At 68.7% G+C, this 18,317-nt stretch carries 17 protein-coding genes; 9 read left to right on the top strand and 8 right to left on the bottom strand.

Annotation, left to right across the window (positions count from 1 at the left end; translation table 11 throughout):
- Positions 1 to 10: 10 nt before the first annotated feature.
- The 3 genes from EV675_RS29515 to EV675_RS29505 are packed head-to-tail and all read right to left on the bottom strand — an operon-like array spanning position 11 to position 2,658.
- Positions 11 to 322 carry an AtuA-related protein gene (locus EV675_RS29515; protein WP_130362231.1) on the bottom strand — a complete coding sequence of 104 codons (312 nt, stop codon included), beginning with the start codon at positions 320 to 322 and terminating at the stop codon, positions 11 to 13.
- Positions 323 to 347: 25 nt separating this feature from the next.
- The gene (locus EV675_RS29510; protein ID WP_130362230.1) at positions 348 to 1,694 is read right to left on the bottom strand and encodes an acyclic terpene utilization AtuA family protein; all 1,347 of its coding nucleotides are present in this window, start codon (positions 1,692 to 1,694) and stop codon (positions 348 to 350) included.
- Between the two features lie 4 nt (positions 1,695 to 1,698).
- Positions 1,699 to 2,658 (bottom strand): Bug family tripartite tricarboxylate transporter substrate binding protein, encoded by a 960-nt coding sequence (locus tag EV675_RS29505; RefSeq protein ID WP_130362229.1) that lies wholly within the window; start codon positions 2,656 to 2,658, stop codon positions 1,699 to 1,701.
- 101 nt (positions 2,659 to 2,759) lie between these two features.
- On the opposite strand from EV675_RS29505, the gene EV675_RS29500 reads away from it, so the two are divergent.
- Complete coding sequence (locus EV675_RS29500) at positions 2,760 to 3,650, top strand: LysR family transcriptional regulator (protein ID WP_130362228.1); 891 nt, start codon at positions 2,760 to 2,762, stop codon at positions 3,648 to 3,650.
- A 7-nt stretch (positions 3,651 to 3,657) separates the two neighbouring features.
- Here EV675_RS29500 and EV675_RS29495 read toward each other — a convergent pair whose 3' ends face one another.
- A complete protein-coding gene (locus tag EV675_RS29495; RefSeq protein ID WP_130362227.1) occupies positions 3,658 to 4,860 on the bottom strand; it encodes a multidrug effflux MFS transporter in 1,203 nt (400 codons plus the stop codon).
- Between the two features lie 248 nt (positions 4,861 to 5,108).
- On the opposite strand from EV675_RS29495, the gene EV675_RS29490 reads away from it, so the two are divergent.
- The 5 genes from EV675_RS29490 to EV675_RS29470 all read left to right on the top strand — a co-directional run bounded on the left by EV675_RS29490 (position 5,109) and on the right by EV675_RS29470 (position 10,900).
- Positions 5,109 to 7,481, top strand: coding sequence for a membrane-bound PQQ-dependent dehydrogenase, glucose/quinate/shikimate family (locus EV675_RS29490; protein ID WP_130362226.1), 2,373 nt, complete (start codon positions 5,109 to 5,111; stop codon positions 7,479 to 7,481).
- A 65-nt stretch (positions 7,482 to 7,546) separates the two neighbouring features.
- Complete coding sequence (locus EV675_RS29485; RefSeq protein ID WP_130362225.1) at positions 7,547 to 8,494, top strand: LysR substrate-binding domain-containing protein; 948 nt, start codon at positions 7,547 to 7,549, stop codon at positions 8,492 to 8,494.
- 122 nt (positions 8,495 to 8,616) lie between these two features.
- Positions 8,617 to 9,348 (top strand): protocatechuate 3,4-dioxygenase subunit beta, encoded by a 732-nt coding sequence (gene pcaH, locus EV675_RS29480; protein WP_130362224.1) that lies wholly within the window; start codon positions 8,617 to 8,619, stop codon positions 9,346 to 9,348.
- Positions 9,349 to 9,362: 14 nt separating this feature from the next.
- The gene (gene pcaG, locus EV675_RS29475) at positions 9,363 to 10,004 is read left to right on the top strand and encodes a protocatechuate 3,4-dioxygenase subunit alpha (RefSeq protein WP_130362223.1); all 642 of its coding nucleotides are present in this window, start codon (positions 9,363 to 9,365) and stop codon (positions 10,002 to 10,004) included.
- 140 nt (positions 10,005 to 10,144) lie between these two features.
- Positions 10,145 to 10,900 (top strand): SDR family oxidoreductase, encoded by a 756-nt coding sequence (locus EV675_RS29470; RefSeq protein ID WP_130362222.1) that lies wholly within the window; start codon positions 10,145 to 10,147, stop codon positions 10,898 to 10,900.
- A gap of 21 nt (positions 10,901 to 10,921) precedes the next feature.
- Here the strand turns inward: EV675_RS29470 and EV675_RS29465 are convergent, their stop codons facing one another.
- Both EV675_RS29465 and EV675_RS29460 read right to left on the bottom strand, forming a co-directional pair.
- Positions 10,922 to 11,893, bottom strand: a complete 972-nt coding sequence (locus EV675_RS29465) for an alpha/beta hydrolase (protein WP_130362221.1) — start codon at positions 11,891 to 11,893, stop codon at positions 10,922 to 10,924.
- The gene (locus EV675_RS29460) at positions 11,890 to 12,882 is read right to left on the bottom strand and encodes a tripartite tricarboxylate transporter substrate binding protein (protein ID WP_130362220.1); all 993 of its coding nucleotides are present in this window, start codon (positions 12,880 to 12,882) and stop codon (positions 11,890 to 11,892) included. The genes EV675_RS29465 and EV675_RS29460 overlap by 4 nt, the downstream gene beginning before the upstream one ends.
- A gap of 124 nt (positions 12,883 to 13,006) precedes the next feature.
- Between EV675_RS29460 and EV675_RS29455 the strand changes: the two genes are divergently transcribed.
- Positions 13,007 to 13,996: a LysR family transcriptional regulator gene (locus tag EV675_RS29455; RefSeq protein WP_130362219.1), complete on the top strand. Its 990-nt coding sequence runs from the start codon at positions 13,007 to 13,009 to the stop codon at positions 13,994 to 13,996.
- Here EV675_RS29455 and EV675_RS29450 read toward each other — a convergent pair.
- Positions 13,962 to 15,143 carry an aromatic ring-hydroxylating dioxygenase subunit alpha gene (locus EV675_RS29450; protein ID WP_130362218.1) on the bottom strand — a complete coding sequence of 394 codons (1,182 nt, stop codon included), beginning with the start codon at positions 15,141 to 15,143 and terminating at the stop codon, positions 13,962 to 13,964. The two genes, EV675_RS29455 and EV675_RS29450, sit on opposite strands and share 35 nt — an antisense overlap.
- 25 nt (positions 15,144 to 15,168) lie before the next feature.
- The gene (locus EV675_RS29445) at positions 15,169 to 16,191 is read right to left on the bottom strand and encodes a Bug family tripartite tricarboxylate transporter substrate binding protein (protein ID WP_130362217.1); all 1,023 of its coding nucleotides are present in this window, start codon (positions 16,189 to 16,191) and stop codon (positions 15,169 to 15,171) included.
- 169 nt (positions 16,192 to 16,360) lie between these two features.
- Between EV675_RS29445 and EV675_RS29440 the strand changes: the two genes are divergently transcribed.
- Together EV675_RS29440 and EV675_RS29435 are read left to right on the top strand one after the other, a co-directional pair.
- Positions 16,361 to 16,960 carry a MarR family winged helix-turn-helix transcriptional regulator gene (locus EV675_RS29440; protein ID WP_130362216.1) on the top strand — a complete coding sequence of 200 codons (600 nt, stop codon included), beginning with the start codon at positions 16,361 to 16,363 and terminating at the stop codon, positions 16,958 to 16,960.
- 157 nt (positions 16,961 to 17,117) lie between these two features.
- Entirely contained in the window at positions 17,118 to 18,287 is a 1,170-nt protein-coding gene (locus EV675_RS29435; RefSeq protein WP_242621659.1) for an ABC transporter substrate-binding protein, read from the top strand.
- The last annotated feature ends 30 nt before the right edge of the window (positions 18,288 to 18,317 follow it).

The raw sequence follows: 18,317 nt of genomic DNA, 5'->3' as shown, positions 1-18,317 counted from the left end.
GTTCCCCCCCTTACACCGGCAGGTCGATGTCCAGCATCAGATAGGACAGCGTCTTGCCGTGCGCATCGCGCGCCAGCGAGATCGTTACACCGCCACCCAGCGCCCCTTCGATGACGAAGTTCAGCGCGCGCAGGCGTGGCAACTCATAGCGCGTGACCGGCCCGCTGGCCAGGTGCGCGTAGGCGCGCATGACGCGCTCCTCGGTCAGCTCGCGGCGCAGGATGTCCCAGGCCGACTGGTCGTACGCGATGACCGAGACGTTCGAGGTATTGCCCTTGTCGCCGGCGCGCGAGTGGGCCAGTTCATGGACCTTGGTGCTCACGGGACGCTCCTCCAGTTCTGTTCGTTCACGGCCGCTCCTCGATGACGACCTCGGGGTGGACCAGGTGGCGCGGCAGCAGCAGCGAGCGCACGCCGATCACCTCGCGCAGCGCCTCCAGCGTCCCGCCGCCGCCCGCCGGACCGTTGACGTTGAGCGTCCGCATCTCGAACCCCACCGCCTGCGCGGCCTTCTTGTCCGGACTGCGGGCCGCCACGCGCAGCCGCACCTCGTAGGGCTCGGGGCGCCCGGCGCCCATGCCGTGCAGGCTGCTCATGCCTATGTAGTCCGCCCGGATTTCCGGATACGAGAAACCGCGCAGCTTCAGGCGCTCGCGCACGATCTGCTCGGACAGGCGCGCCCGGGCCAGCGCGTTGGGGCCGGCATAGCCGACCTCGCCCTCGCCTATCCAGCCGTCGTGGTAGCCCACCACGACCTTGTAGGTATCGGTGCGCGGCGCCGCGCGCGTGCCCCGGAAGCCGACGCGGTCTGGCCCCAGTTGCTCGAACTCGGCCTCGGTGATGTCCAGCACGCAGTCGGGCGTGATGTAGCGCGCCGGATCGTGGATCTCGTACAGCGCCTGCTCGGTGCAGGTCGCCACGTCCAGGCGGCCGCCCGAGCCCTCGACCTTGCCCAGCCGGACCGAACCGTCGGCATCGACGTCGGCGTACGGAAAACCGATGCGGGCCATGTCCGGCACGTCCTTCTTGCCGGGGTCGGCGAAACAGCCGCCGGTGACCTGCGCCGCGCACTCCAGCAGATGGCCGGTGAAGGTGCCGGCGGCCAGGCGGGGATAGTCGTCATAGGACCACCCCAGTCCGTGCAGCATGCAGCCCACGAACATCGACGGATCGGCCACGCGCCCCGTCACCACGATCTGCGCGTCGCGGGCCAGCGCCTCGCGCACGATGTCCGCGCCCAGATAGGCATTGGCGGCGGCCATGCGCGGCAGCAGCGACTCCACGGGCTCGCCGGTATCCAGCAGCCGCAGCTCGGGATGCGCGCGCACGATCTCGGTCACGTCGTCGCCCACCACCGCCGCCACCACCGGCGGCGGCAGTCCCAGCGACAGCGCGTCGCGCCGGATGACACGCGCCGCGCCCAGCGGGTTGGCCGCGCCCATGTTGGTCACGATGCGTATGCCCGCCTGCATGCACGCGGGCAGCACCATGCGCAGGCGGTCCCGCATGTAGGGCGTATAGCCCGTCTCGGGATCCTTGATCCGGGACAACGTCTCGCGCGCGATGGTCCGTTCGGCCAGGCACTCGAAGACCAGGTAGTCCAGCTCGCCGCGCTCGGCCAGTTCGAGTGCCGGCTCGAACCGGTCGTCGGAAAATCCCGCACCGGCGCCTATGCGCACGCGCGTCTTGGTCATGGGTTCACTCCGGCTGGATGTTGGCCGCGCGGATGATGCGGGCCCATTTATCGGATTCCGCCGCCTGGAAGGTTGCCAGTTCCGCCGGCGAACTGGTGGAGACCTCGGTTCCGGTCTTGGCCATCAACTGCGCCATCTCGGGCGAACGCACGGCGTCGATCAACAGCTTGTTGAGCGTGGCCGTAACTTCCCTGGACGTGCCGCGCGGCAGGTAGGCGGCGGTCCAGTAAGACATTTCGTAGCCCTTGAGCCCGGCCTGGTCCAGCGTCGGCACCTCGGGCAGCATGGACAGGCGCACGGGGCTGGTCGCGGCCAGGGCGCGCAGCTTGCCGCTCTTGACCAGCGTGATCGCCGACGTGGTGTCGACGAACACCACGTCGATCTGGCCGCCCATGAGATCGTTCAGCGCCTGCGGGTTGCTCTTGTAGGGCACGTGGGTCAGCTCGACGTTGGCCATCTGCTTGAACAGCTCGCCCGCCACCTGGCTGGACGAACTGCCGCTGCCGAAATTGAGCTTGCCCGGCTGCTTGCGCGCGAGCTCGATGAAATCGGCCACGCTGCGCGTCGGAAAATCGGCGCGCACCACCATGATCTGGTAGCCCTTGCGCAGCAGCGCGACCGGGGTGTAGTCCTTGACCGGGTCGTAGGGCAGATGCTTGAACAGATGCTGGTTGGCCGCGTGCGTGGTGTTGGTCGTCAGCAGCATCGTATAGCCGTCGGGCGGGGCCGATGCCACCGCCTGGGCGGCGATGAAGCCGTTGGCGCCGGGCTTGTTCTCGATCACCACCGTGACGTTGGCCGCCGCCGTCATGGCCTGGCCCAGCACGCGGGCCACCTGGTCGGTGCCGCTGCCGGCGGCGAACGGCACCACCATGCGTATCGGTTGCGAGGGATAGGACTGGGCAGAGGCGGGACCGGCCAGCGAGCATGCGAGCACGGCAAACGGGATCAGGCGGGTTTTCATGGCGTCTCCGGGGTTTTCGGGCCAGTGTAGGGAGACGGCCGTGATATGAGAAGTGCATTTATCATATTGATTTAATGCATTTTCATCATTGATGGCGCCGCATGCGATCGACCCTGACCGTGCATGAACTGGAAGCCTTCCTGGCCGTGGCCGAGCTGCGCAATTTCCGCCTGGCCGCCGAACGCGTCCACGTCTCGCAACCGGCACTGAGCCGGTCCGTGCAGTCCGCCGAGCACAAGCTCGATGCCCGTCTGTTCGACCGCAACACGCGGCGCGTGGAACTGACGCGCGAGGGCGAGGAACTGCTGCCCATCGCCCGTCGCATCGTGGGCGAATTCCACGACTCGCTCAGCGACCTGTCCGAATTCGTGGCCGGCCGCCGCGGCCGCATCGCCATCGCCTGCCTGCCATCGGCCGCCGCGGCGCTGCTGCCCCGGGCCATGTCGGTGTTCCAGGACACCCATCCGCGCGTCACCATCGCGCTCGAACCGGTATCGGCGGAATTCGTGCGGACGCGGGTCCTGGACGGCAGCGCGGACTTCGCCATCTCGGTGGCGCCGCCGCGGCAGGACGGACTGGCGTTCGAGCCGCTGATCAGCGACGAATTCGTCTGCGTGTGCAGCCGCGGCGATCCCCTGGCCTCGCGCCGGCGGGTGTCGTGGTCGGTGCTGGCGGAACGGCCGCTGGTCGCCAGCGGGCCGGCCAGCAGCATCCGCCAGATCGCCGACCGGGTCATGGCGCAATGCGGCCTGGCCATCCAGGCGCGCTACGAATGCGCCAACATCTCGGTCGTGGGTGCGATGGTGTCGGCCGGCCTGGGCATCGCCGCCATTCCCCGGCTGGCGCTTCGGCTGATCGACATGTCGGCGCTGGCCGCCATCCCGCTGGCCGGACCCGGTGTCTCGCGCGAGATGGGCATCCTGACGCGCGGCGGCCGATCGCTGCCGGCTGCCGCGGCCAGTTTCCTGGACGTGCTGCGCCGGCAGGTCTGAATCCGGATCAGGTCCCGGCGGCCGGCGTGGCGGGTCTGGCCCGCGCCCGGCTGCCCGCCTCCCAGAAGCCCAGGCCCGCCGCCAGCAGCAAGGCATGCGTCCAGGCCAGGCCCGCCGCGCTGCCGAACACCAGGGGCGCGACCAGACCCGAGACCAGCGCGAACAGCGCCATCTGGATGAAGCCCTGCATCGAGGCCGCGAGCCCCCGCATCTCGGGGAAGATGCTGAGCGCGATCACCGTCATGCTGGGCGAGGCCAGCGACAGGCCGAAGGTATAGAACAGGAAGGGCAGCACGGCATACGGCACGGCTGCCGTGAACAGGCTCGTATAGGCCACGGACAACACGACGCCGAACCCCATGACCAGGAACCCCAGCCGGACCATGCGTTCGGCCGGGACGCGGTGCGCGTAGCGGCTCGCCATGGCCGAGCCCAGCATCAGGCCGCTGACCATGGGCACGAACAGCCAGCCGAACGCGGTCTCGGGCAGGTGCAGGATGTCCATGACGTAGGCCGCGGCCGAGCCCACGTACAGGGGCAGTCCACAGAACGCCAGGCCTATCCCCACGGACATCAGCACGAACCGCGGGCTGGTTACCGAACGCCGATAGTTGGCGGCGATGCTGCGCAGGTCGAACGGCGTGCGCGCGGCCGGCGGCAGCGTCTCGCGCAGGACCTGCCGGCTGACCGCCCACAGGCCGGCGCCGAACAGGGCCAGCGCCCAGAACACCGACCGCCAGCCGAGCGTGGCCTGCAGCCAGCCGCCCAGGACCGGCGCCAGCGCGGGCGCCACGCCGAACACCATGGTGATCATGGCCATCATCCGCTGCGCCTCGCCGCCCTGGAACTTGTCCTGCACCATGGCGCGCGCGATGACCATGCCGGCGCCGGCGCACAACCCCTGCAGCACCCGGACCGCCACCAGCATGCCTATGCTGGTGGACAGCGCAGCCAGGATCGAGGTCAGCGTGAACAGCACCAGCGACACCAGCATGACCGGCCGCCGGCCGAACGAGTCCGACAGGGTGCCGTAGAACAGGGTCATGACGCTCATGCCCGCGATGTACAGGCTCAGGGTCTGCTGCACCGCCAGCGGCGACGCGTCGAAGGTGGCGCCGATCGCGTGGAACGACGGCAAATAGGCATCGATGCCCAGCGGCCCGACCATGGTCAGCAGCGCCAGCACGATGGTCAGGGCATGTTTGGGCATGGGGGACCTATCGGAATGGCCGCCTATTCTACTCGTTTCGCGCGGATGGTTTACGGGTTAACCCTTAACCCCCAAGCATCACGGCAACTTTACGTCACACACCGTTACGCATCTAAGGGTTATGTTCTTACTACAGAACAACGACGCAGCCGGCCCCGAGCGGCTGCGCAAGGCCCCGCCCAGCCAGGCTGGCGCCCGTGTCATGCCCTCGCTTTGCGCTCGCGGAAGGCCCACTTTTGGAGAAATCCATGACCGATCCTTCCATCCATCCTTCCCCCCGCCGCGGGCGCATTCCGCTCTTGATCTTCGGCATCGTGCTCATCCTGATCGGCCTCGTGCTCGGCGTGGGCGGCGTGCGCCTAGTCTCGTTGGGCGGCTCGTGGTACTACCTGATCGCCGGCGTGGGACTGGTGCTGTCCGGCCTGGGCTATGCCCGGGGTTCGCGCGCCGGGGCCTGGCTGTTCGCGCTGGTTTTCGTCGGCACGCTGATCTGGTCCTTCTGGGAAGTCGGACCGGACTTCTGGCAACTGGTGCCGCGCCTGGTCGGCGTGATCGTGCTGGCGCTCGTGGCCGCGTTGCTGCATCCGCTCCTGCGCCCCCTGGGCGCGCCGGGCGGCAACAAAGGCGCCTACGCGGTGGCCGTGCTGTGCGTGCTGGCGCTGGCCGGCTTCGGCTGGCAGATGTTCCAGCCTCATTTCCCCGTCAGCGCCGCGGGGGACGCCCCCACCGCCGTGCCGGCAGCCGCCTCGGGCGGCGACTGGGACCATTACGGGCGGGACGCGGCGGGCACCCGCTACGCGCCCTTCACCCAGATCGACAAGAGCAACGTCGGCAACCTGCAGGTCGCCTGGACCTTCCGCACCGGCGAACCGGCCATCAACGGCGCCGAGGACCAGAACACGCCGCTGCAGGTGGGCGACACGGTGTACCTGTGCACGCCGCACAACCAGGTCTTCGCGCTGAACGCGGAAACCGGCGAGCAGCGCTGGAAGTTCGATCCCAAGGCCAGCTCGCCGGTCTGGCAGCGCTGCCGCGGCGTGAGCTACTACGACGCCGGCGCCTCGATGACGGATGCCGCCGCCGACGCCGCCTGCCGCCAGCGCATCGTGCTCAGCACCATCGACGCCCGCCTGATCCAGCTCGACGCCAGGACCGGCAGGCCGTGCGCGGCCTTCGGCAACCAGGGCACGGTGGACCTGAAGGCCGGCATGGGCGAGGTCAAGCCCGGCTATTACTTCCAGACCTCCGCGCCCACCGTCGCGCGCGATCTCATCATCATCGGCGGCTGGGTATACGACAACCGCGCAGTGGATGAACCCTCGGGCGCGGTGCGCGCCTTCAGCGCGAAAAACGGCGAACTCGTCTGGGCCTGGGACCTGGGCAACCCCGCCATCACCAGGCTGCCGCCCGCAGGCGGCTCGTATACGCGCGGCACGCCCAACGTCTGGTCCACCCCGGCCTATGACGACAAGCTCGGCCTGCTGTACCTGCCCACCGGCAACTCGCCGCCCGACTTCTGGGGCGCCCACCGCAGCAAGGCGGCCGAGGAATACGCCTCGTCCATCGTCGCCCTGGACATCGAGACCGGCCGCGAGCGCTGGAAATTCCAGACCACCCACCACGATCTCTGGGACTACGACGTCGGCACGCCGCCCACCCTGCACGACCTGCCCGACGGCAAGGGCGGCACGGTGCCGGCGCTGATCCAGGCCACCAAGCGCGGCCAGATCTTCCTGCTGGACCGGCGCGACGGCACGCCGCTGGCCGAGGTCAAGGAGGTTCCCGTGCCGCAGGGCGCGCAGGAAGGCGACTGGACCTCGCCCACGCAGCCCTATTCGGTAGGCATGCCCGGCATCGGCACCAAGCCCTTCACCGAAGCCAGCATGTGGGGCGCCACCTTCTTCGACCAGCTCTGGTGCCGCATCGAGTTCCGCAAGATGCGCTACGAAGGCGACTTCACCCCGCTGCGCACCGACCGCCGCACGCTGATCTACCCCGGCTACTACGGCGGCATGAACTGGGGCGGCGTCTCGGTCCTGCCCGCGCTCGACTACCTGGTGATCAACGACATCCGGATGCCGCAGTGGGCCCGCTTGATCCCGCGCGACGAAACGCCGGACCCCACCAAGGCCGCCTCGGTCCACGAAGGCTACGCACCGCAGGAAGGCACGCCCTACGGCATCTCGAAGAACGGCTTCATGTCGCCGCTGGGCGTGCCCTGCCATGCGCCGCCCTACGGCACCATGACCGCCGTCGACCTGAAGACCCGCAAGATCGTCTGGCAGGCGCCGATGAGCACCTTGCAGGACACCGGACCGCTGGGCATGAAGACCGGCCTGCAGATCCCCATCGGCATGCCGACGCTGGGCGGCCCGATGACGACCGCGTCGGGCCTGGTGTTCTACGCCGGCACGCAGGACTACTACCTGCGCGCGATCGACGTCCTGACCGGCAAGGAACTGTGGAAGGGCCGGCTGCCGGTGGGGGCGCAGGCCACGCCCATGACCTACATGTCGCCCGAGAGCGGCCGGCAGTTCGTCGTGGTCTCGGCCGGCGGCGCGCGGCAGTCGCCCGACCGCGGGGATTACGTGATCGCGTACGCGCTGCCCAAAGGGCCATAGAACGGGGGCCGGCTGGCCCGCGGCACCGGAAGCCCGTACCATCACGGCTTTACGGTGCCGCCCGCATGACCTCGCCGCAACTCAACCGCATCCGCCTGCAACACATCCGCTGCCTGCTCGCCACCGCGCAGCATGGCAACATGCGCGCCGCGGCCGAGTTCCTGTCCATCACCCAGCCCGCCGTCAGCAAGATCATCAAGGAACTGGAAGAGATCGTCGGCAAGCCCCTGGTGGTCCGCCAGCGCCACGGCGTCGCCCTGACGCCGGCGGGCATGGCTTTCGTGCAGCACGCCCGCCAGGGCGTGATGGCATTGGAGATGGCGCTGGGCGAAGCCCGCGATCCGGAGGGCGATGCGGTCAAGCTGGGCGTGCTGCCCTCGCTGGCGGTGGATCTGCCGCACGAGATCCTGCGCAGTTGGCGCAAGCGTGGGCGCCACGGCCCGGTACGCCTGGAGACCGGCATGAATCCGGAGCTGCTGGCGCGGCTGCGGCAGGGCGAACTCGACGTGGTCGTGGGCCGGCTGGCCGAGCCCGACCACATGCTGGAACTGCGCTTCGAGCCGCTGTGGAGCGAACCCCTGGTCGTGGCCATGCGGCCGCAGCATCCGCTGGCGCGCACCGAATGGCCGGCCTGGCAGGCGCCGGCCCACCCGGTGATCCTGCCCCTGCCCGGCACCAGCATCTACCAGGCGGCGGACAGCTTCCTGGGCCAGTTGCGGTCCGGCGCCAGCCATGACCGCCTGGAAACCCTGGCCATCCCCCTGGCGCGCAATCTGGCCCTGAACAGCGACGCCCTGTGGTTCGCCTCGCTCAGCACCGTCAAGGCCGACCTCGAACAGGGCGTGCTGGTGGCGCGCCGCGTGCCCGGGGCAGCGACCGAGGCGGTCGGACTCTTTACCCAGGCGCAACCCGGCGCCAGCCGGCCGCTGGCCGGCGACATGGCCGATACCGTGCGCGGCGTGGCCGTGCGCTGGCGGGCCGCGTGCGAAGATCTGGGATGGGATCCCGCCTGAAGGGCGGCGACCCGCAAGATATTCCCATTCGTTATATCACGGCGGCAGATTCTTCACTTGCCCCTGGACCGGTGCGTGACTACAGTTGCCCCTGCGAACATTCCCACAAACGGTACAGAGACATGAGCAATCCCCTTCTGCCTCCCTCGACGACCGGCGTCTTCGTGCAGCGCGACAGCGACGCGCATCCGCCCGCCTACACTCCCGGCTACAAGACCAGCGTGCTGCGCTCGCCGCGCAAGGCCCTGATCTCCAACGTCGGCACGCTGTCCGAGATCACCTCGCCCGTCTTCCAGCCCCAGGAATTGGGCCCCAAGGACAACGACCTGATCACCAACTTCGCCAAGGATGGCCTGCCCATCGGCGAACGCGTCATCGTCCACGGCTTCCTGCGCGACCAGTTCGGCCGCCCCGTCAAGAACGCCCTGATCGAAGTGTGGCAGGCCAATGCCAGCGGCCGCTACCGCCACAAGAACGACACCTACATCGGCAGCCTGGACCCCAACTTCGGCGGCTGTGGACGCATGCTGACGGACGAGAACGGCTACTACATGTTCCGTACCATCAAGCCCGGCCCCTACCCCTGGCGCAACCGCATCAACGACTGGCGCCCCTCGCACATCCACTTCTCCATCCTGGCCGACGGCTGGGCCCAGCGCCTGATCACGCAGCAGTACTTCGAAGGCGACACGCTCATCCCGCACTGCCCCATCCTCAAGACCATCAACAACGAAGAGCAGGTCCGCGGCCTGATCGCCATGCAGGACATCGGCAACTTCATCGCGCTGGACAGCCGCTGCTACCGCTTCGACATCACGGTGCGCGGCCGCACCGCCACCTGGTTTGAAAATTGATCGAGGGCAGGACCATGAGCACCCAAATCACCTTCCTTCCTGAAACCGCCTCGCAAACGGGCGGCCCGTACGTGCACATCGGCCTCGCCCCCAAGCAGGCCGGCTTCGACATCTTCGAGAACAACTTCGACGACAAACTGGTCAAGCCCGAGACCAAGGGCGAACGCATCCGCCTCGAAGGCCAGGTGTACGACGGCAGCGGCACCGTGCTGCGCGACGTGCTGGTCGAGATCTGGCAGGCCAACGCCGCCGGCAAATACGCCCACCCGGCCGACACGCAGGACAAGCCCATCGACCCCGCCTTCCGCGGCTGGGGCCGCACCGGCGCCGACTTCGACACCGGCTTCTACAGCTTCGAGACCATCAAGCCCGGCGCCGTCCCCGGCGCCAGGGCCGGCACGATGCAGGCCCCGCACATCTGCCTGATCCTGTTCGCGCGCGGCATCAACCTCGGCCTGCACACCCGCGTCTACTTCGAAGACGAGAAAGAAGCCAACGCCAAGGATCCCATCATCAACGGCATCGAATGGGAAATCCGCCGCGACACGCTGATCGCCAGGCGCGAGGAGCGCGACGGCAAGGTGGTGTACCGCTTCGACATCCGTATCCAGGACACGCCCGACGGCGGCAAGGAAACGGTGTTCTTCGACGTCTGACGGCAGCCGCCGCGAACGGCACGCCGCCAGGCGGGCCCCCGGACGCCCCCGATTCAGGACGCCCAGGCGTCAAGAACGGGGGCGTCGTCGCGACAACGCTTCATGCGTGCACGCATCGAGCCCACACTGAAGGAGCCCACATGGATCTGCAGCTGCGCGATCGCACCGCAATAGTCACCGGCGCCAGCCAGGGCATAGGCAAGGCCACCGCCATCGGTCTTGCCGCACAGGGAGTGCGGGTTGCCCTGGTGGCACGCCGCCGGCCACTGCTGGAAGACATCGCCGCCGGAATCGTGGCCGCCGGCGGCCCTGCGCCGCACATCATCGAGGCCGATCTCTATCAGGAAACCGTGGTGGAACGCATCGTGCAATCGGCGCGGACGGCCTTCGGGCACGTCGACATCGTGGTCAATGCAGGAGGGGGCAGCCGGCCGCTGGACTTCGACGCCGGCCCGGACCTGTGGCTGGAAGGGATGACGCTCAACTTCTTCCGCCTGCGCGAACTGACCCAGGCGCTGATCCCGGGCATGCGCGAGCGGCGGTGGGGCCGCGTGGTCAACATCACCGGCACGTCCGAACCCAAGATACTGAACGCCGCGTTCAGTGCCAAGGCCGCCGTGCACATCTGGGCCAAGGGCCTGTCGCGCCTGGTCGCAGCGGACAACGTCACGGTCAACTGCTTGCAGCCGGGGCGCATCCACAGCGAACAGATGACGCTGCGCTACCCCACCATCGAAAGCGAGCTGGAGTTCGCCCGGCACGAGATACCCGCCGGTCGCTTCGGCGAAGCCGAGGAACTGGCCAACGTCGCGATATTCCTCTGCTCGCCGCGTGCCGCCTATGTCACCGGCACCGTCATTCCGGTCGACGGCGGCATGTCGCGCCACGCGTTCTGACAACTGCACGGACTGAAGTAGCTATCCGGCCAGCCACTCGTGCACGATGTCCGCGATCTCCAGGCTGTTGCGGTCCATCATCAACATGTGCGAATTGCCCGCAATGCCGCTTTCGGGCAACGACAGCAGCCGCACCGGGTCATGGGCGTCCGCGAAGCCGCGGATGCGGGCGCGCATGCGCGGCCAGCGCGGATCGGTATCCATGTTGTCGCCCATCACGACCAGCGTGGGAACGCGGTAAGGGCGATGTGACTCCAGCACGGGAATGCTGGCCGGCTCCAGCGCCACCACGGCCCTCACCAGATCGGGACGCGCGTGGGCGGCGCGCAGGCCGAACACGCCCGCTTGCGAATGGCAGACCACGATGGCCGGGCCGGTCTTCTCCAGCAGGGCCAGGTAGCCCGCCAGCACGGCCGCGTCGGTGCTGGTCCAGCGGGGCACCATCTGGCGCACCAGGCTGTCGAAGGCCTCGACCGGAAAGCGGGTATTCGCATAGGGCTGCGACGACCGCTGTCCGGCTTCGCCGGGCTGGCCGATGCGGAAGCGCTCGTAGATGTCCTCGGCGGTCTGGATGACGGGCGCCTCGGGCCAGACCTCGGGCACGCGGGCGAAACCCGAACGGCCGCGCTCGACCGCATCGCACAGATAGCAGTCCCAGCCGCGCCGCACGAAGTAGTGCAGCCAGCCGGGCCGGCCGTCCGGCGTGGTCTCCCAGGCCGCGCCCGTCATGCCGCCGCCGTGCCAGAACAGGATGGGCGGACGATCGGGCGCGGGGTCGGCCAGGAAGTACTGCGCGTACATCTGCTCGACCCGGTAGTGGCCGTTGGGGTCCACCCGCACGGGCTGCCCGCCTTCGGCCATCAGCAGTTCGCGCGGCGGCAGGCCGCGCAGTTCGATCTCGCGCCCGCCCACGTGGAAGGCGCCCATGTCGCGCAGCCGCAAGGGGCCGGCGCGCCCGGGCCGGGCATCGCCGGCGGCTGGTTTCCTGCTCATTCGACGCGGATCTTGTTGGCCTGGATGATGGCTTTCCACTTCTCGTTCTCGCCTGCGATGAAACCGGCCAGGTCCTGGCGCGAGCCGGGCGCGACGTCCACGCCCAGTTGCTGCATCCGCGTCCGCACCTCAGGCGCCTTCAAGGCCGCCACGAAGGCCTGGTTCAAGCGGTCCAGCACCGCCTCGGGCGTGCGCGCCGGCGCCATGATGCCGAACCACGGAGTGATCAGGAAATCCGGCACGCCCGCCTCGGCGAAGGTCGGCACGTCGGGAATGGACGGCGACCGCTTCTGGCTGGCCACCGCCAGCGCGCGCAGCTTGCCGGAACGGATGCTGGGCAGCGAGGCGGGCAGGTTGTCGAAATACATGTCGACCTGGCCGCCCAGCAGGTCGGCCGCGACCTGGCCCGCGCCCTTGTAGGGAATGTGCGTAAGCTGGATGCCGGCCTTGGTGTTGAGCAATTCCGTCGCCAGGTGGGCCGAGGTGCCGATGCCGGACGACGCCGAGTTGAGCTTGCCGGGGTTGGCCTTGGCATAGGCGATCAGCTCAGCCACCGACCTGGCCGGCACGCCGGGGTTGACGACCAGGACGCTGGGCACGGTGCCTATCATGGCCACCGGCGCGAAGTCCTTCACGACGTCATAAGGGGCCGGCGTATAGAGCGAAGGCGCGACCGCGCAGCCGAAGGCGCACATCAGCAGCGTGTAGCCGTTCGGCTCGGCCCGCGCCACGGCCTGGCCGCCGATGTTGCCGCTGGCGCCGACCCGGTTCTCGACGATCAGGGGCTGGCCCAGCGTCTTGGCCAGGGTCTCGCCCAGCACCCGCGCCAGGATGTCGGGCGTGCCGCCCGGCGGATAGGGCACGACCACGGTGATGGGCCTGGCGGGGAAGTCTGCCGCGGCGGCGCCGCCGCATGCGGCCACGCCGGCAAGGCCGACGGCCACTGCCGCGGTCCAGCGGCGGGCGCGCTCGTGCGGAATGGAATGCATGGATGTCTCCTGTATGGGCCTGTGGACGGCCGGATGCCGCGCACTATATCCAGCCCCTGGTCCTCCGGGCCAATGCCGGGAATGCAAGGCATCCATACCAATATTGCTATAGTCTTCCTCAATCATGACCACCAGACATACCACCAACGACCGCGCGAAGCTGCCCAATCTGCGGCGGATGGACATGAACGCGCTGCTGACTTTCGACGCGCTCATGAAGACGCGCAGCGCCACCGCGGCGGCCGCGCTGCTGCACAAGACCCAGCCGGCCATCAGCCGCGAACTGGCCCGGCTGCGGCGCACGCTGGACGATCCGCTGCTGGTGGTGACCAAGGGCCGCTTCACGCCCACCGAACGCGCGCTGGAACTGCATGCCGTCGTGCGCGACGCGCTGGACCGCATCGAGCACGCACTGAGCCCGCCCGAGGACTTCGATCCCGCCGGCGCCACCGGTACCGTCAACATCGGGACCGGCGCCCACATCGAACTGCTGCTGGGCGCGCCGCTGCTGCAGCGCCTGCGCGCGGCGGCGCCGGGCCTGGTCGTGCGCTTCCAGTCCGTGCACGGCGACTTCATCCCGGACGACCTGGATGCCGAACGCATGGACATCGCCATCGGCCTGTTCAGCGAAGTTCCCCGGCGCTTCCACTCCATGCGGCTGTTCCCCGACCGGCGGGTCTGCCTGCTGTCGGCCGCGCATCCCATGGCCCGGCGCAAGCGCCTGTCGCTGGACGACCTGGAACGGATCAAGTGGTTCGCGTTCGCGCAGATGTACGGACGTCCCACCAACTTCGACCGGCTGCTCAAGCCGCGCCATCGCGACCTGGCGTTCTCGGCCTACTTGTCGGGCTTCGGCATCACGCCCTACGTGCTGCTGGAAACCGACTACGCCACCACCCTGCCCGCCTGCGTGGCCGAGGTGCACCGGCGGCACTTTCCGCTGGCCACGATCGAACTGCCCGAGCCGCTGCGCGACATCGAGTTCTCCATGGTGTGGTCCAAGCGGCAGCACACCTCGCCCCTGCATACCTGGGTGCGGAGCGAGATCCTGCGCGTGCTGGAGGAAAAGACGGGAGCGGCTATTCCAGGAAATTCCCCGCCGCGAAGACGATAGGCGGCGCGTCCCGGTCGAAGTTCACGCCGACGGGATCGCCGCCGGCCGCCACGACGTCCAGTTGCTGCTTGAACATGCGCCGCAACAGGACCAGGCCGCGGTCCGAGGTGGTCAGGTTTTCTTCCGAATGCCAGGCGATCGGGCCCTGGCTGACCTGGGCCTCGTAGTCGCCCGGCATGCGCTGGTGCTCCGCCTCGGTCAGTTCCTCCCAGAGCTTGCCGTTCATGCGCGAGCGCGAACGCGCGATGTCGCCTTCGCGGCGCACCCGGCCCGCCGTGTAGATCCGGAAGCTGGTGTCGTCGATGGGCAGGACCCAGCCCAGCGACTCCACCGTGCCGTAGTGGGCCAGCCTGGGGCTGGGTATCACCCGCAGGGTAGGCAGCGCGGCCTCGCCCACGCGGCGCAGCGTCTTGCCGTCGTCCAGCCGGCGCACCGCCGTGGCGCTGACGCCCGCGTCCGTATAGTCGAACGCGACCTCGGGCATCACGCCCATCTGCGGCACGAACTGCGTGCCGCTGAAGCTCGAGTGCAGGATCACGACGTGGAAGGGATCGACCACGTTCTCGAAGTGCTGGAGCCAGTTGCACGGGATGATCTGCGGGCCGCCCCCGCCTATACTCTGGTCGTTGGCCTCGATGAACTCGCCTTCGGCCAGGTCTTCCAGCGCGGCGTAGCGCGGCAGGACCGGCTTTCTGTCGGGCGGGCCCATGTAGGCGAAGATCAGGCCGTAGCGTTCCTCCACGGGATACCACGGCTGGCGGATGCGGTCGCGCGACAGGCCGCCCTGCGGCTCGCAGGGCTGGTCGGTGCAATGGCCCTGCACGTCGAACAGCCAGCCGTGGTAGCAGCAGCGTATGCCGCCGCCCTCGACCCGGCCGTAGTACAGCGAAGTCCCCCGGTGGGCGCAGTGCGGATACAACAGGCCGGGCCGCCCCTGGCCGTCGCGGAACAGGATCAGGTCCTCGCCCAGTACGCGCACCTTGCGCGGCACTTCGCTGGCATCGGCCGACACGCCGATGGGGTGCCAGTAGCGGCGCAGCAGTTCGCCCATGGGCGTGCCGCGCCCGACCTGCGTCAGCGTGGCGTTGTAGGTGGCGGGCTTGCGCTCGTAGGCCGTGCCGGCATCCGGCAATGTCGTGGTGGTCATGGTTCCTCGTCCTCGTGTCCTGGGTTCAGTTCTTCAGCGTCACCCCGGCGGCATCCACCAGCTGCTTGAAGCGGGCGTAGTCGGCGCGGGCATTGGCCGTGAATTCGTCGGGCCGGTTGGCCACCGGCTGGAAGCCGATGTCGACGATGCGCGTGCGCACGTCGTCCGTGCGGGTGGCCGCCTGCAGGCTGGCCACGAGCCTGTCGCGCACGGCGGGCGGGATGCCCGCGGGCGCGTAGGCGCCTATCCACCCTTCGAGTTCGAAACCCTTGAAGCCCTGTTCGAGAAACGTGGGAACGGCCGCGAGAATGGGCGCGCGCTGCCGCCCCGGCACGCCCAGGACCTTCATCTTGCCCGCCTGCGACATGTTGCGGGCGGTGCCCGGATTGGCCCAGGCCAGGTCCAGCCGGCCCGCCTCCATGTCCTGGTGGGCGATGGATTCCGTCTTGTAGGGCACGTGTATCAGCCCGGGGATGGCTTCGTGCCTGAGCAGTTCGCCGAACAGATGGGCGATCGTGCCGGTGCCCCAGGTGCCGTAGGTCAGGCTGGGGTGCTTCTTGGCATAGGCCGCCAGCTCGGCCAGGTTCGAGTACGGCGCCGAGGCGGCGGCCACCAGCACCGGACCCGAGCCGATGGCGAGCTGGGACAGCGGCTGGAAATCCCTGGCGGCGTCATAGGGCAGCTTGTCGTGAAGAATGGGATTGTTGATGTGCGTGGTCTGCAGGGTGATGAGCAGCGTGTAGCCGTCCGGCGGCGCCTTGGCGACCGCGTCGGCGGCCAGGATGCCGCTGGCGCCGGGCTTGGGGTCCACCACCACCGGCTGGCCCCAGGCCTGCCGCAGCTGTTCGGCATAGGCCCGGGCCAGCAGATCGATCGGGCTGCCGCCCGGTCCGTAGGGAATGATGCGCACCGGGCGCGCGGGAAAGCCGCTCGCGCCAGATGGCTGGGCCTGGGCGGCGGTGGTCGAGAACAAGGCGAGCGCGACGGCGGCGAGCCCCCGCGCGGCGACGCGGGCGCGGGCTTGCCAGCCACGGCGGATACAGGACATGGTCGTCTCCTCCGGGCCTGGAGCGCGATGATCCGCCACGGCCCTATTTATATCAAAAACAACGATATTAAAATTAACTACATATCATTGCATTGTCAACGATGTGCGAAATCCGTCCGCCACCTGCGGCCACCCCCTATCATTGGCGTTTCGCCTTCCTGCCTTCACCATGCCCGTCGCCAAGAAGAAGCTCGCATCCTTCAAGACCCTGCCGGCATTCCAGCTCGAGATGCTGGCCGCGCTCGTGGCCAGCCGCAACGAACTGCGGCACCAGCGCCGCTTCGGGCTGCGCAGCGTCGAGTGCCATGTCCTGGGCATCGTCGGCGCGCAGGCGCCCATCTCGCTGCGCCGGCTGTGCGCCGAACTCGGACTGGACAAGAGCCATGGCAGCCGCCTGGTCGCCAGGCTGGAAGAACGCGGGCTGCTCGAACGCTGCGACGATCCTGCCGACAAGCGTTCGTTCTATCTGCTCCTGACGCCCCAGGGCGTGGACATGCACGCGCGCATCCACGACGACGCGGTCGAGCGCAACGCCGAATGGCTGGACGGACTGCCCGCCCCCCGCCGCGGCCTGTTCCTCGAATGCGTCGCGCAATTGACCGCGCATTCGCAGGCCATGCTGGCGCGGGAGGAAGCCGCGTCGGGGCAGCCGGCGGCCCCGCGCCAGGAGGCTGGCGACAAGATCGAGACCCGCGGGCTCCTGCTGGTCGAACGGGCGAAGCTGCAGCAGTTGCACGAGCAACTGGCGGCGTTGCTGGCCCGCGGATAGGCTCGCCGGCGCCGCGCGCATTTCCCCGGTAAATGCCGGGTATTTACGCTATTCGTTAGATTCCGCCCGGACGCCGGTGATACCGTCTCCTGGCCGGTGCCCCCCGCTCGGGCGCTGGAAGAACGGCCGCGAGCCGCCCAGAATGATGGAGACGATGATGCCCTTGAAAGCCCTTCCGGCCGCCGCGCTGCTGGCCGTCGCCTGTACCCTGCCCGCCTTCGCCCAGGCCCCGGTGAAGATCGGCTTCCTGGGCGAATTTTCCGGCCCCCAGGCCGGCCTCGGCCAGGACATGTACGACGGCTTCATGCTGGGCATCCGGCAGGCCGGCGGCAAGCTGGGCGGCGTCCCCGTGGAAGTGCTGCGGGAAGACACGCAGCTCAAGCCCGACGTGGCGGTCCAGGTCGCGCGCAAGCTGATCGAGAAGGATAAGGTGCCCATCATCGCCGGCATCACATTCTCGAACATCATGATGTCGGTGCAGCCGCTGGCCACGCGGCGGGAGGTCTTCGTCATCGGCACGAACGCCGGGCCTTCGCCGATCGCCGGCGACAAGTGCTCGCCCTACCAGTTCATCGTGTCGCGCCAGGGCGACCAGCAGGCAGAGGTGCTGGGCAAGTACGCGACGCAGCGCGGCTACAGGCGCGTGGTCATGATGGCGCCCAACTACCAGGCGGGCAAGGACGTGCTGGCCGGATTCCGGCGCTATTTCAAGAACGAGGTCGTGGAAGAGATCCACACGCCGCTCGACCAGTTCGATTTCTCGGCCGAGCTGTCGCGCGTCGCGGCCCACAAGCCCGACGCGGTCTTCGCGTTCTACCCGGGCAGCCCCGGCGTGAACTTTGTCCGCCAGTACCGCCAGCTGGGGCTGGCCGAGCGCACCCCGCTGATGTCCGTCGCGGTGGTCGACGGCGTGTCGCTGCCCGCGCTGCGCGAAGCGGCGCTGGGCGTCCTGCTAGGCAGCACCTGGGGCCCCGACCTGCCGGCCGAGGCGAACCGCCGCTTCGTGTCCGCCTTCGAGGCCGCCTATGGCCGCACCCCGTCGGAATATGCCGCCACCAGCTACGACGCGGCGCGGCTGCTGGACACGGCGATCGGCGCGGTCAAGGGCAACGTCGCGGACAAGCCCGCTTTCATGGCGGCGCTCAAGGCGGCCCGCTTCGACTCGGTGCGCGGCAACTTCAAGTTCGGCAACAACCATTTCCCCATCCAGGACCTGCATGTGTTCCAGGTCGTGCGCGACGGCGAGAACCAGGTCGCCCTCAAGACCGTGGAAACCCCGATGAAGGGAGTCCAGGACGCCTACCACGATGGATGTACCATGCGCTGACGGCGGGCATGCCCTGAAGGCAGCCGCCGG

Origin of the sequence: Pigmentiphaga kullae (genome assembly GCF_004216695.1) — a bacterium.
Classification (GTDB): domain Bacteria; phylum Pseudomonadota; class Gammaproteobacteria; order Burkholderiales; family Burkholderiaceae_B; genus Pigmentiphaga; species Pigmentiphaga kullae.
This window is presented reverse-complemented; position numbering and strand designations above follow the sequence as displayed.

Excerpts from the sequence above, each read along its gene's own strand:
- EV675_RS29510 (WP_130362230.1), bottom strand. The coding sequence starts at position 1,694 with ATGACCAAGACGCGCGTGCGCATAGGCGCCGGTGCGGGATTTTCCGAC.
- EV675_RS29455 (WP_130362219.1), top strand. The coding sequence starts at position 13,007 with ATGACCACCAGACATACCACCAACGACCGCGCGAAGCTGCCCAATCTG.
- EV675_RS29465 (WP_130362221.1), bottom strand. The coding sequence starts at position 11,893 with ATGAGCAGGAAACCAGCCGCCGGCGATGCCCGGCCCGGGCGCGCCGGC.
- pcaH (WP_130362224.1), top strand. The coding sequence starts at position 8,617 with ATGAGCAATCCCCTTCTGCCTCCCTCGACGACCGGCGTCTTCGTGCAG.
- EV675_RS29470 (WP_130362222.1), top strand. The coding sequence starts at position 10,145 with ATGGATCTGCAGCTGCGCGATCGCACCGCAATAGTCACCGGCGCCAGC.
- EV675_RS29460 (WP_130362220.1), bottom strand. The coding sequence starts at position 12,882 with ATGCATTCCATTCCGCACGAGCGCGCCCGCCGCTGGACCGCGGCAGTG.
- EV675_RS29500 (WP_130362228.1), top strand. The coding sequence starts at position 2,760 with ATGCGATCGACCCTGACCGTGCATGAACTGGAAGCCTTCCTGGCCGTG.
- EV675_RS29450 (WP_130362218.1), bottom strand. The coding sequence starts at position 15,143 with ATGACCACCACGACATTGCCGGATGCCGGCACGGCCTACGAGCGCAAG.
- EV675_RS29490 (WP_130362226.1), top strand. The coding sequence starts at position 5,109 with ATGACCGATCCTTCCATCCATCCTTCCCCCCGCCGCGGGCGCATTCCG.
- EV675_RS29445 (WP_130362217.1), bottom strand. The coding sequence starts at position 16,191 with ATGTCCTGTATCCGCCGTGGCTGGCAAGCCCGCGCCCGCGTCGCCGCG.
- EV675_RS29485 (WP_130362225.1), top strand. The coding sequence starts at position 7,547 with ATGACCTCGCCGCAACTCAACCGCATCCGCCTGCAACACATCCGCTGC.
- EV675_RS29435 (WP_242621659.1), top strand. The coding sequence starts at position 17,118 with ATGCCCTTGAAAGCCCTTCCGGCCGCCGCGCTGCTGGCCGTCGCCTGT.
- EV675_RS29505 (WP_130362229.1), bottom strand. The coding sequence starts at position 2,658 with ATGAAAACCCGCCTGATCCCGTTTGCCGTGCTCGCATGCTCGCTGGCC.
- EV675_RS29440 (WP_130362216.1), top strand. The coding sequence starts at position 16,361 with ATGCCCGTCGCCAAGAAGAAGCTCGCATCCTTCAAGACCCTGCCGGCA.
- pcaG (WP_130362223.1), top strand. The coding sequence starts at position 9,363 with ATGAGCACCCAAATCACCTTCCTTCCTGAAACCGCCTCGCAAACGGGC.
- EV675_RS29495 (WP_130362227.1), bottom strand. The coding sequence starts at position 4,860 with ATGCCCAAACATGCCCTGACCATCGTGCTGGCGCTGCTGACCATGGTC.